This window comes from Pseudomonas sp. LBUM1656, assembly GCF_059716065.1.
This window is the reverse complement of the sequence record NZ_CP166800.1, coordinates 54,295-66,157: the sequence shown is the minus strand read 5'-3', so window position 1 is coordinate 66,157 and position 11,863 is coordinate 54,295. Positions and strand designations below refer to the sequence as shown.

Here is an 11,863-nt window from a genome sequence, read left to right as displayed (position 1 = left end):
TGTGAGAGACGTTATTATGTTACCCGTTCTCGCCTCTTCGAGTGGTCATCGTGTCCCGACTTTTTTCTATCTTTGTCGCATTTGTCGCCAGTTTTCTGTTGATTGGCTCGGCCCAGGCCGACGTCAAAGTGCTTACCAGCATCAAGCCGCTACAGCTGATTGCCGCTGCGGTACAGGACCGTGTGGCGATCCCGGAGGTGCTGCTGCCACCGGGTGCTTCGCCGCATAACTATGCCTTGCGCCCGTCCGACGTACGGAAGGTGCAATCGGTGGATCTGGTTTACTGGATCGGTCCGGACATGGAAGGTTTCCTGCCTCGTGTGCTGAACGGTCGTACGCTGCCGAGCGTCGCGATTCAGGACCTGCCGGGTCTGAAACTGCGCCGGTTTGCCGAAGACAGTCATTCCCACGCGGAAGAAGCCGACGAGCATGATCACGATCATCGCCCGGGCAGTCTTGACGCGCATTTGTGGTTGTCCCCGGTAAACGCTCGAGTGATCGCCAGCAAAATGGCCGCTGATCTGAGTACGGCCGATCCAGCCAATGCGGCGCGTTATCAGAGCAATCTCAAGGCGTTCAATGAACGTCTGGATGCGCTGGACCTGCGCTTGAAAGCCCGTCTGGCGGGTATCGCGGGAAAACCTTACTTCGTGTTCCACGAAGCTTTCGACTACTTCGAAGATGCTTACGGCCTGAAACACGCCGGCGTATTCAGCGTTGCCGCCGAAGTGCAGCCCGGCGCTCAGCATGTCGCGGCGATGCGCACGCGCTTGCAGGAAGTCGGCAAGACGTGTGTGTTCAGTGAGCCACCGTTGCGTCCGCGCCTGGCGGAAACGCTGGTGGCGGGTTTGCCGGTGAAACTGGCGGAACTGGATGCGCTGGGCGGGTACACACCGGCGACTGCTCAGGGGTATGAGCAAGTGCTGGAGAAATTGGGGAATGATTTGGCGGGGTGTCTGGAGTCGTTGTAAATACAGCGATAACCCTGTGGCGAGGGAGCAAGCCCCCTCGCCACAATTCAGAGGGCGAAAGGCAAAGGCGTATTCACTTTTTGCCGCTGCGCCAACCGTTGCTGAAACTCCATCGGATCGTGAATCAACACGTCCTGCCCGGCGAACGACTCCGCAGCTATCAAGCGCGATAACCAGAATCGCACACACGCCACGCGCAGCATGGTCGGCCACAACTCGGCTTCAGCCGCCGTGAACGGTCGCAACGCGGCATAAGCCCCGAGCAATGCGCGTGCTCGTGGTCCGTCGATCAGCCCGTCGTCATCTGAACACCAGTCATTCAAGGCAATCGCCACGTCGTAGAGCATCGGTCCCGAACACGCGTTATAGAAGTCGATCAACCCGGTCAGGTGCGTGCCTTCGAACATCGCGTTGTCGCGGAACAGATCCGCGTGGATGTTGGCCCGTGGCAGCGCGAGAATTTTCGTCTTCTGCTGAGTGATCTCGTCCAGCGCCCGTTGCAGCAGATCACTTTGCTCGGCATTCAGGTGCGACAGCAATTGCGTGCCCTCTTCCAGCATCCAGTCCAGGCCGCGATCGGTTTTGCGCTTGATCATGTTGGCCTGGGTCGCCAGGTGCAGATGGCCCAGCAATTCGCCGACTTGAGCGCAATGCTGCGCGTTGGCGACCTTGATGTGCTTGCCGGCCAGACGCGGTTGCAGCAGCGCAGGCTTGCCGGCCAGCTCGCGCAAGGCAACGCCGTCGGTGGTTCGCAGTGCGTACGGCACCGGCAGGTCAGCCTCGTGCAGCACGTCGAGCAGTTCAATGAAGAACGGCATCTCCTGAACCGGACCGCGCTCAACCAGGGTCAGGACAAATTCGCCCTGCTCCAGGCTGATGAAGAAATTGGTGTTTTCACTACCGGCGGCAATCCCCTGGAAATCAAGCAGGCGGCCGAGCCCGTATGGGGCGAGAAAGGTTTCCAGCTCGGGCCGAGCCAGCGGGGTGAACACAGACATGTTTAAACTGCCAGTACGGGCGCCGCTGCTTGAGCCAGCGCCGATTGAAATTAAGAAACTACTTCCACTCAAAAATTTTCCACGACGGAATCAGCATATCCGGCTGATCCGAGCGGATGAAGTTTGCATCGGTACCGTCCGCACGCACCAGGAAATACGGTGGTGCTCCCTTCGGTGTGATCTTGATCGCGTACAGGAAACCGTTTTGACGGTATTCCTCGATCTTTTTATCGCCTTCCGTGCGAATGGTGACGTCCGGGTCCGACGACGGTGCATCGTCCGCCGCCATGACGGCTATTGGAGCGATTGCAAACAGGCCAGCCAGCAGCAAGCGATTTAGTGTGCGCATGATAACCTTGTCCCTTTGTCGTCAACGGTCCCGCTATTCTAGCGCCGGACCCGCCGAAAAGGTTGATCCTGCTCATGAGCCAAGCCCCCCTCGTCCTGGTGGACGGTTCTTCTTACCTGTACCGCGCCTTTCACGCGCTGCCGCCACTGACCACTTCCAAGGGTCTGCCGACCGGAGCGGTCAAAGGCGTGTTGAACATGCTCAAGAGTCTGCGCAAGCAGTACCCGGACAGTCCGTTCGCCGTGGTGTTCGACGCCAAGGGTGGGACTTTTCGCGATGACATGTACGCCGAATACAAGGCCAACCGCCCGAGCATGCCGGATGACATGCGCGTGCAGATCGAACCCCTGCACCAGAGCGTGATCGCCCTCGGTTTCCCGCTGCTGTGCGTTGAAGGCGTCGAGGCCGATGACGTGATCGGCACGCTGGCCCGCAGCAGCGCGGCGGCTGACCGCCCGGTGGTGATCTCCACCGGCGACAAGGACATGGCGCAACTGGTCGACGGCCACATTACCTTGGTCAATACCATGACCGGTAGCGCGCTGGACGTGGACGGCGTGAAGGAGAAATTCGGCGTCGCTCCCGAGCAGATCATCGATTACCTGGCACTGATGGGCGATTCTTCCGACAACATTCCGGGCGTTCCGGGCATTGGTCCGAAGACTGCTTCCGGCCTGCTGGTCGGCGTTAACGGCGGCCTGACCGAGCTGTATGCACAGCTCGACATCGTCCCGACCTTGCCGATTCGCGGCGCCAAGACCCTGCCGGCCAAGCTCGAAGAGCACAAGGAGATGGCGTTCCTCTCCTATCAATTGGCAACCATCAAGATCGACGTGCCGCTGGATATCGGCCTCGACGACCTGCAAATGGGCCAGCCGGATCACGACAAACTCGCCGAGCTCTACACCCTGCTGGAGTTCAAGAGCTGGTTCGAGGACAACCAGCGCGACGCCAAGCGTTCCGGTCAGGAAGTCGCCGCTCCGGTGGTTGAAGAAGCCGCTGTCGAGACTGAACTCAAGTACACCACGATCCTCACCCAAGCCGATTTCGACCTGTGGCTGAAGAAACTCAACGACGCCAAGCTGATCGCCTTCGATACTGAAACCACCGGCATCGATGCGCAACAGGCGCAACTGGTCGGCCTGTCGTTTGCTGTACAGGCCAACGAAGCGGCCTACATCCCGCTGACCCATTCCTACATGGGCGTGCCGGATCAGCTCGATCGCGACACCGTGCTGCGCGCGCTGAAGCCGATTCTGGAAGACCCGAACAAACTCAAGGTCGGCCAGCACGCCAAGTTCGACATGAACATCCTGGCCAACTGCGCCATCGGTGGCGACCAGAACTGCGGCATCACCGTGCAAGGCATCGCGTTCGACACCATGCTCGAATCCTACGTGCTGGATTCCACCGCGACCCGACACGACATGGACAGCCTGGCGCTCAAGTACCTGAACCACACCACCACCAGCTTCCAGGACATCGCCGGCAAGGGTGCCAAGCAGCTGACGTTTGACCAGATCTCGCTGGAACTGGCCGGGCCTTATGCCGCCGAGGACGCCGATGTCACGCTGCGCCTGCATCAAACCTTGCAGGAAAAGCTCAATGCCATCCCGAGCCTGAGCAAAGTCCTGAGCGAAATCGAAATGCCGCTGGTGCCGGTCCTCGCGCGAATCGAACGCCAGGGCGCATTGGTCGATGCCAACCTGCTGGGCATTCAAAGCGTTGAGCTGGGCGACAAAATGGTCGCACTGGAGCGTGAGGCATTCGCCATCGCCGGTGAGGAATTCAACCTTGGCTCGCCGAAGCAATTGGGCGTGATCCTGTACGAAAAACTCGGCCTGCCGATCCTCAGCAAAACCGCCAAGGGCCAGGCGTCCACCGCCGAAGCCGTGCTGGCGGAACTGGCCGAGCAGGATTACCCGCTGCCCAAGGTGCTGATGCAGTACCGCTCGATGAGCAAGCTGAAAAGCACTTACACCGATCGTCTGCCGGAGCAGATCAACCCGCGCACCGGCCGGATTCACACGTCTTATCATCAGGCGGTCGCGGCGACCGGGCGTTTGTCTTCCAGCGATCCGAACTTGCAGAACATTCCGATCCGCACTGCCGAAGGGCGTCGGATTCGTCAGGCGTTCGTCGCGCCTAAAGGCTACAAGCTGCTGGCGGCGGACTACTCGCAGATCGAACTGCGGATCATGGCGCACCTGGCCAAGGACGAAGGGTTGCTTCACGCGTTCCGCAATGACCTGGACGTGCACAAGGCCACCGCCGCCGAAGTATTCGGCGTGGAACTGGCCGACGTCACCACCGACCAGCGTCGCAGCGCCAAGGCGATCAACTTCGGCTTGATCTACGGCATGAGCGCGTTTGGCCTGGCCAAGCAGATCGGCGTTGATCGCAAGCAATCCCAGGCGTATATCGACCGTTATTTCGCCCGCTACCCGGGTGTTCTGGAATACATGGAACGCACCCGCGCCCAGGCGGCCGAGCAAGGCTTTGTCGAGACGATCTTCGGCCGTCGCCTGTACCTGCCGGAGATCAACGCGAAAAACCCGGCCCTGCGCAAAGGTGCCGAACGCACGGCGATCAACGCGCCAATGCAAGGCACGGCGGCGGACATCATCAAGAAAGCCATGGTGGCGGTGGATAACTGGCTGACCTCATCGGGTCTCGACGCCAAAGTCATCCTGCAGGTGCACGATGAATTGGTGCTTGAGGTGCGTGAAGATCTGGTCGATCAGGTCCGCGATGAAATTCGTGCACACATGAGCGACGCTGTGAAACTGGATGTTCCGCTACTGGTCGAAGTTGGCGTAGGAAACAATTGGGATGAGGCTCACTGAGCCGTCTGAAAAGGCGATTTCTGCTGCGGCATAGCGCCGCAGCAGAAGGCTGAAGGGCCCTTATTTCGGAAAGAAATCAAACTTATTTCGAATGGTTTCTGAAACGCCGGAACTAAACCTGTGAACTGCCACTCAGAGTTACTGAATGGCTGGTGAAGCCCTTCGATGCTCCTATGTTGTGTTAAGTGTTGGCAGATATCTGGACCCCGCCCTAGCGGTCCGGAACTTGAACCCCGGAACTTCCCCCTCCCCATAAGAAGTCCGGGGTTTTTTTTGCCTGCGATTTATTGCTGGGCAACCTCGGAGCCCTTGTCCGCCAGTTCCATCCAGCCTGCCAGTACAGTGTAGGCGTCTTCCAGGCCCATGCGTTTTGGCGCCGAGAACAGCTGGATGCTGATCGCATCGCCCCACCCTTTGCGGATGTCTGTCTGGACCTTGAGCAGGACGTTTTTCGCCGCGCCGTAGGTCAGCTTGTCGGCTTTGGTCAGCAAAATGTGCATCGGCATGCCGCTGGCGACAGCCCAATCGAGCATCAACAGGTCGAAGTCAGTCATTGGATGACGGATGTCCATCATCAGAATCAGACCTTTCAAGCTCTCGCGACCACCCAGATAAGCTTCCAGGTGACGCTGCCAGTGAAGTTTCAACGGGATAGGTACTTTCGCGTAACCGTAACCCGGGAGGTCGACCAGACGACGATCATCGTCTAGCTTGAAGAAGTTCAAGAGCTGCGTGCGACCCGGGGTTTTCGAGGTCCGCGCCAGGCTGGCGTGCGTCAAAGTGTTCAACGCACTGGATTTGCCGGCGTTGGAACGACCGGCAAAGGCCACTTCAAAGCCTTCGTCGTCGGGACATTGGTCGACTTTGGCAGCGCTGAGCATGAAGGTGGACTGTTGGCACAGGCCGAGGATGGGGTTCTTGAGTTGCATGGGATTTCCGATGTGGGCGGCGCCGGGAATGGACGCGGCAAGCGGTGTCGTTTCCGTTTCAGTGACGCCAGTATATAATGCCGCAGATTTTGTGTGCGCTTTGTCCCAGCGTAGGATGAAGTTCACGAGAGCGATTGACCTTAATTGCGCATTAGAACGCAGAACGCTCTCAACCCTGAAAAGGTCGTTTTATGACGAAATGGCTGCTAGCTGCCGGTGTCTTGATGCCGCTTTACAGCGCTCAGGCTACACAGGATCCGGAAGCTGTGTACAACCGTGTTTGTGGTGCCTGTCATTCCGGCCAACTACCCATGGCGCCCAGAAAGGGCGATCAGGAAGCTTGGACGCCGAGGTTGGCGAAAGGTATGGAGACGCTGGTGCAACACGTGACCCAGGGTTTCAAGGCGATGCCGCCGCGTGGTTTGTGCATGGACTGCAGTGCCGAGGATTACCAAGCCATCATCCAGTGGATGAGCGAGTGATCCCGGTCCATAACTCTTTAACCCTTAGCCGTAGTTGGATTAGCTGATGAACAAATTGATCGTGAGTCTGCTGTTGACCGTGGGGATCTCCGGCATTGCCCATGCTGCAGGTGATGCAACAGCTGGCCAGGCGAAAGCCGCAGTCTGTGGCGCCTGTCATGGCCCGGATGGCAACAGCATGGCGCCTAACTTTCCGAAACTGGCAGGCCAGGGCGAGCGTTATCTGAACAAGCAGCTGCACGACATCAAGTCCGGCAAACGCACCGTTCTGGAAATGACCGGCCTGTTGACCAACCTGAGCGATCAGGACCTGGCTGATATCTCCGCCTACTTCGCCAGCCAGAAAGGCAGCGTTGGCGCCGCCGACCCGAAAGTCGTGTCTCGCGGTGAAGCATTGTTCCGTGGTGGCGACCTGGCCAAGGGCCTGCCAGCCTGCACCGGCTGCCACTCGCCGGACGGCAAGGGCAACGCAGCTGCGGGCTTCCCGCACCTGGGTGGCCAGCATGCTCAGTATGTAGCCAAGCAACTGACCGACTTCCGCAAAGAAGAAGGCGGCCGCGCCAACGATGGCGATACCAAACCGATGCAAAGCATTGCCAAAAAGCTGAGCGACGAAGATATCGCCGCGGTGTCCAGCTACATTCAGGGCCTGCACTAAGACCGGCGAATGGGGCGTCGCGCGGGACGTACATCTCCTGCAACGTTAACGCTCTATTAATCCGTCGCAGCAAGTATAAAAAGGGTGGCTCAGGCCGCCCTTTTTTGTGGCCGCTGCCGTTACACTACAGAACTCAAGCCCGCCAGGACCTGTCTGAAAACAGGTCGCGCGAGGCGACCAAAATTGTCCAGGAGTAAAGCATGCGTAATTTGATCATCAGCGCCGCACTCGTCGCTGCCAGCCTGTTCGGCATGACTGCCCAAGCCGCCGAAGCACCCGCCGCCCCTTATGTCGAACTGAGCAATCCGGTTCCGGTCGCCGTGCCTGGCAAGATCGAAGTCGTGGAGCTGTTCTGGTACGGCTGCCCGCATTGCTACGCGTTTGAGCCGGTGATCAATCCTTGGGTCGAGAAACTGCCTTCCGATGTGAACTTCGTCCGCATCCCTGCCATGTTCGGCGGCCCATGGGATGCACACGGCCAAATGTTCCTGACCCTTGAAGCCATGGGCGTCGAGAACAAGGTTCACGCTGCGGTATTCAATGCAATCCAGAAAGAACACAAGAAGCTGGTCGACAAGAATGAAATGGCCGACTTCCTGGCCACTCAAGGCGTAGACAAGGACAAGTTCCTGGCGACCTTTGACTCCTTTGCCATCAAAGGCCAGATCAACAAAGCCAAAGAACTTGCAAAGAAATATGAAATTTCCGGCGTTCCAACCATGGTCGTCAACGGCAAGTATCGCTTTGATGTAGGTTCTGCCGGCGGCGCCGAACAAGCTCTGCAACTGGCCGACAAACTGGTCGACAAAGAGCGAGCGGCTAACAAGGCTGCTGCCAACTAAGCGCGGCGACTGCCATGCGCCGCTGGGGTACTGAACGCGTCGTTGGCCTGCATGATCCGCGGGTCAACGAGCATCATCTGGAATCGACGGGCTTGCCCGCAGACAGCCGTCTGCGTCTGCTCAGCTTCAACATCCAGGTCGGCATCAGTACCGAGCGCTATCGGCACTACCTGACCCGAGGCTGGCAGCATGTGCTGCCGCACACCGGGCGTGCCGACAATCTGCAAAAGATCGGCAATCTGCTGGGCGACTTCGATCTGGTCGCCTTGCAGGAAGCCGATGGCGGCAGCCTGCGATCAGGCTACGTCAATCAGGTTGAACACTTGGCGCAACTCGGCGCTTTCCCGTACTGGTATCAACAACTCAATCGCAATCTCGGTCGCCTCGGCCAGCACAGCAATGGCGTGCTCAGCCGCCTGCGCCCGTGGGCGATTGAAGATCATCCGCTGCCAGGGCCCAAGGGTCGTGGGGCCATCCTCGTGCGTTTCGGCGAAGGTCCGGAAGCGTTGGTGGTGGTGATGATGCACCTGGCGCTGGGCGCTCGGGCCCGCAGCATGCAACTGGCTTACATCCGTGAGTTGATCGGTGGTTACAAGCACCAGGTGCTGATGGGCGACATGAACACCCATGCCAGTGATTTGCTGCAGAACTCTCCGTTGCGTGACCTCGGCCTGCTCGCGCCGCAACTGGAAGCGACCTTTCCCAGCTGGCGCCCGCAGCGCTGCCTGGACCATATTTTGCTCAGCCCCACGCTGACCCTTGAAAAGTTCGAAGTGCTGGCACAACCGATTTCAGATCACCTGCCCGTCGCGGTAGAGATTCGTCTGCCGGGTTCGCTCACGGCCGATGCGTTCCCCGCGTTGAGTCCTGCCCCTTCGCGGATCCCTTGAATGAGCGACGAAACACAGCGCTGGAAAGAGAAATACCTCAAAAGCATCGAACAACAGGAAAAGCTCGAACGCCGATGGGATGCCCGGCTCGACTTGCTGCGCCGCGGACTGGTGCGTAGCACCCTGGCCGCAGAAGGCACCGATCGCGCCGTTGACCTGTGCATGAAAGAAATGCGTGAAGTGGTGCGCACCGATGACATGGACGCCGGCCTGGCCGCCCTGCTTCCGCGTCTGGAAAAAGCCGTACTCGATTCCGAGCAGCGCCGGGAAACCCGGGTCAATCAAACCAGCGCCGCACTGAATGCGCTGGTGACTCAATTGCAAACACTGCCGCTGCCTCGCGAAGTCAGTCGTCCGTTGAAAAACTTTGCCAAACAACTGGACAGCCGAGTCAGCCAGGCCCGTGAACTTCCGTTGCTGCTCAGCGAGCTGAGTGGCCTGCAAGGCAAAGCCTTGCGTCAACTCGATACGCCGGCAGAACCTGATCGCCCCGGTTTCCTGCAGCGACTGTTCGGTAACCGGGAAGCGGATGAAGCCGCGCCGCAGATCGTCGCTCCTGCGGCACACGCAGCGCCCCAGCAAATTGTCGAAACGATCGCCGATGTCCCGCACGTAGCGGTTGATCTCGCACCCATGGCCGAGCTGCAGCCAGCCGTGCAGCCGACGGTAATCGACGTCGAACCCGCCGCTGTAACCCCTGATTCACTGGAAATACACGCCACGGAACCTGCTCCTGTAGTGGTGGCGTTTGTCCCGCCTGTGCTCCAGCCGGAGACTCCGCCTGCGCCAACTGTTGAACCTCTGCCGACCATCGAAGAGCCGGCAGAACCAACACTTGCGAACATTTCGCCAGTCGAGCCGGTGCAACAGGTAATCAATCCGGATGAACTGATCCCGGTGGCCGCTGAAGCGGAGCACCTCGAGCCTGAGGATATCGTCTACGCCCTGCCCGATTCACCCGAGCCGTCCTACAGCTCTGTCGCCAAGCACATCGAAGACACGCTGCTGGGCCTGCTCGACGAACTGACGCTGCCCGAACGCCATCGACCGCAAGCTGAAGCGATGCGTGATCGCCTACAAAACGGTTTGAACTGGTATGAATTAATCCCGATCCTCGACGATCTGGCGACGTTGATGCTGGCGATCACCGACAGCGGTCAGCACGAGTTCGAAGCTTACCTGCAGCAACTCAACGAACGTCTCGAATCGTTCCAGAGCAACTTGCAAGCGGCCAGCGACGGACATGCCGACAACCGCTCTGCGGCGCGCGAGATGGATACGCAGATTCGCGAGCAAGTCGATGGCCTGCAGAGCAGCATGCAGGAAGCGGCGGACCTGGACGACCTCAAGCACGTCCTGGAGAACCATCTCGAAGGCCTGCTTGGCACCATGGATCAACACCAGAAACAGCGCGACGAACGAGAGCAGGAAGTCGCAGCTCGGCTCCACAGCCTGGCCGAACGTGTGGCGCACATGGAACAGGAAGCGCTGGGCTACCGTGAACACCTTGAAGAACAACGGCAGAAAGCCCTGATCGATCCACTGACCAGCCTGCCCAATCGGGCGGCCTGGAGTGAACGGCTGGAGCACGAAGTCCGCCACTGGCAGCAACACGGCAATACCCTGTTGCTGGCGATGCTCGACCTCGACCATTTCAAACGCATCAACGATAACTACGGCCACCTGGCGGGTGACAAGGTGCTGAAGATTATTGCCAGCGTGTTGCGCAAACGCCTGCGCGGGACGGATTTCATTGCGCGGTTCGGGGGTGAGGAGTTTGTCTTGCTGATGCCCGACACCTCACCGGTAAATGGCGCAAAGCTGCTGGAAACCTTGCGCGCATCAATTGAAGCCTGCCCGTTCCACTTCAAAGGCGAGCGGGTGACCATTACCATTTCCATGGGTTTTAGCGCCTTCAAATCAGGAGAACATAGCGACTTTGTGCTTAAAAGAGCCGATCAGGCGTTATACCGGGCAAAAAATGCCGGTCGCAACCGAGTCGAAGCTGGCTGACAGCCAATTGTTCCATTTTATTTAAAACAGCGCTTTTGCCCTCTGCGCGCAAGTCAGTACGTTACACTGTTGCATTACTGACTTGCGTGTATTGCCTCCTGCCATGAAATGTCTTGCTCTCATTGTGTCGCTGCTCCTGTTGGCCGGATGTGCCAGCGGCCCGCGGATCGACACCAGCCACCCTTCCGCCAATCACGACAGTCGTATTCAGTTCGTGGTGGTGCATTACACCTCCGCGTCGCTCGAACGCTCGCTGCAATTGCTCACCCAAGGTGAGGTCAGCAGTCACTACCTGATCGGTGACGACAAAGGCGCCACCATCTATAAGCTGATGGATGAAAATCTTCGGTCCTGGCACGCAGGCGAAAGCGAATGGCAAGGCCGGACCTGGTTGAACTCCAGCTCCATCGGCATCGAGATCGTCAATCCTGGCTTCAAGGACACGCCGACGGGACGCCTCTGGTACCCGTACAGTGAAGATCAGGTTCAGTCGCTGATCTTCCTGCTCAAGGACATCAGCAAGCGTTACAACATCCACCCGAGCTCCATCATCGGCCATAGCGACATCGCGCCGCTGCGCAAGCTCGATCCCGGCCCGCTGTTCCCCTGGAAACGCCTGGCCGCCGAAGGCATAGGCGTCTGGCCAAACGAGCAGGCCGTCGCGCGCCAGCAGGCCCGGTTCGCAGCAGAACTGCCGAGCGCCAGCTGGTATCAGGGACAGCTGGCGCGACTGGGTTACGCCACGCCACAAACGGGCGAGCTTGATGTCGCCACGCGCCATGTACTGGCGGCCTTTCAGATGCACTTCCGCCCCACCCGATTCGACGGCACACCCGACGCTCAGACGGCGGCGCTCCTGCAAGTATTGAATCAGACAAAATAATG

General features: G+C 59.0%; 11 protein-coding genes. 8 read left to right on the top strand and 3 right to left on the bottom strand.

From position 1 onward, the window contains the following. Nucleotides 1-50 precede the first annotated feature (50 nt). The gene (locus tag ACA072_RS00305; RefSeq protein WP_497622348.1) at nucleotides 51-971 is read left to right on the top strand and encodes a zinc ABC transporter substrate-binding protein; all 921 of its coding nucleotides are present in this window, start codon (nucleotides 51-53) and stop codon (nucleotides 969-971) included. A gap of 47 nt (nucleotides 972-1,018) precedes the next feature. Here the strand turns inward: ACA072_RS00305 and ACA072_RS00300 are convergent, their stop codons facing one another. Next, entirely contained in the window at nucleotides 1,019-1,969 is a 951-nt protein-coding gene (locus ACA072_RS00300; protein WP_497449608.1) for a homoserine kinase, read from the bottom strand. A gap of 58 nt (nucleotides 1,970-2,027) precedes the next feature. Beyond that, complete coding sequence (locus ACA072_RS00295; protein WP_497622347.1) at nucleotides 2,028-2,318, bottom strand: DUF2782 domain-containing protein; 291 nt, start codon at nucleotides 2,316-2,318, stop codon at nucleotides 2,028-2,030. 74 nt (nucleotides 2,319-2,392) lie between these two features. Between ACA072_RS00295 and polA the strand changes: the two genes are divergently transcribed. Beyond that, a complete protein-coding gene (polA, locus tag ACA072_RS00290) occupies nucleotides 2,393-5,164 on the top strand; it encodes a DNA polymerase I (protein ID WP_497622345.1) in 2,772 nt (923 codons plus the stop codon). Between the two features lie 284 nt (nucleotides 5,165-5,448). On the opposite strand, the gene yihA is transcribed toward polA, so the two are convergent. Further along, nucleotides 5,449-6,093, bottom strand: a complete 645-nt coding sequence (gene yihA / locus ACA072_RS00285; RefSeq protein WP_109627074.1) for a ribosome biogenesis GTP-binding protein YihA/YsxC — start codon at nucleotides 6,091-6,093, stop codon at nucleotides 5,449-5,451. 191 nt (nucleotides 6,094-6,284) lie between these two features. On the opposite strand from yihA, the gene ACA072_RS00280 reads away from it, so the two are divergent. From ACA072_RS00280 to ACA072_RS00255, 6 genes are all read left to right on the top strand, one after another. Further along, nucleotides 6,285-6,575 (top strand): c-type cytochrome, encoded by a 291-nt coding sequence (locus ACA072_RS00280; RefSeq protein ID WP_017341757.1) that lies wholly within the window; start codon nucleotides 6,285-6,287, stop codon nucleotides 6,573-6,575. Nucleotides 6,576-6,621: 46 nt separating this feature from the next. Then, on the top strand, nucleotides 6,622-7,233 hold the full coding sequence (locus ACA072_RS00275) for a c-type cytochrome (RefSeq protein ID WP_497449606.1): 612 nt from the start codon (nucleotides 6,622-6,624) through the stop codon (nucleotides 7,231-7,233). Nucleotides 7,234-7,433: 200 nt separating this feature from the next. Continuing rightward, nucleotides 7,434-8,075 carry a thiol:disulfide interchange protein DsbA gene (dsbA, locus tag ACA072_RS00270; protein WP_497622343.1) on the top strand — a complete coding sequence of 214 codons (642 nt, stop codon included), beginning with the start codon at nucleotides 7,434-7,436 and terminating at the stop codon, nucleotides 8,073-8,075. A 14-nt stretch (nucleotides 8,076-8,089) separates the two neighbouring features. After that, the gene (locus ACA072_RS00265) at nucleotides 8,090-8,965 is read left to right on the top strand and encodes an endonuclease/exonuclease/phosphatase family protein (RefSeq protein WP_497622342.1); all 876 of its coding nucleotides are present in this window, start codon (nucleotides 8,090-8,092) and stop codon (nucleotides 8,963-8,965) included. Then, nucleotides 8,966-10,978 (top strand): GGDEF domain-containing protein, encoded by a 2,013-nt coding sequence (locus ACA072_RS00260; protein WP_497622341.1) that lies wholly within the window; start codon nucleotides 8,966-8,968, stop codon nucleotides 10,976-10,978. A 103-nt stretch (nucleotides 10,979-11,081) separates the two neighbouring features. Beyond that, nucleotides 11,082-11,861, top strand: a complete 780-nt coding sequence (locus ACA072_RS00255; RefSeq protein ID WP_497622340.1) for an N-acetylmuramoyl-L-alanine amidase — start codon at nucleotides 11,082-11,084, stop codon at nucleotides 11,859-11,861. Nucleotides 11,862-11,863: the final 2 nt, after the last annotated feature.

What these genes read in the sequence shown, in the direction of transcription:
- ACA072_RS00300 (WP_497449608.1), bottom strand. Translation starts at nt 1,969, where the DNA reads ATGTCTGTGTTCACCCCGCTGGCTCGGCCCGAGCTGGAAACCTTTCTC.
- ACA072_RS00295 (WP_497622347.1), bottom strand. Translation starts at nt 2,318, where the DNA reads ATGCGCACACTAAATCGCTTGCTGCTGGCTGGCCTGTTTGCAATCGCT.
- polA (WP_497622345.1), top strand. Translation starts at nt 2,393, where the DNA reads ATGAGCCAAGCCCCCCTCGTCCTGGTGGACGGTTCTTCTTACCTGTAC.
- yihA (WP_109627074.1), bottom strand. Translation starts at nt 6,093, where the DNA reads ATGCAACTCAAGAACCCCATCCTCGGCCTGTGCCAACAGTCCACCTTC.
- ACA072_RS00280 (WP_017341757.1), top strand. Translation starts at nt 6,285, where the DNA reads ATGACGAAATGGCTGCTAGCTGCCGGTGTCTTGATGCCGCTTTACAGC.
- ACA072_RS00275 (WP_497449606.1), top strand. Translation starts at nt 6,622, where the DNA reads ATGAACAAATTGATCGTGAGTCTGCTGTTGACCGTGGGGATCTCCGGC.
- dsbA (WP_497622343.1), top strand. Translation starts at nt 7,434, where the DNA reads ATGCGTAATTTGATCATCAGCGCCGCACTCGTCGCTGCCAGCCTGTTC.
- ACA072_RS00265 (WP_497622342.1), top strand. Translation starts at nt 8,090, where the DNA reads ATGCGCCGCTGGGGTACTGAACGCGTCGTTGGCCTGCATGATCCGCGG.
- ACA072_RS00260 (WP_497622341.1), top strand. Translation starts at nt 8,966, where the DNA reads ATGAGCGACGAAACACAGCGCTGGAAAGAGAAATACCTCAAAAGCATC.
- ACA072_RS00255 (WP_497622340.1), top strand. Translation starts at nt 11,082, where the DNA reads ATGAAATGTCTTGCTCTCATTGTGTCGCTGCTCCTGTTGGCCGGATGT.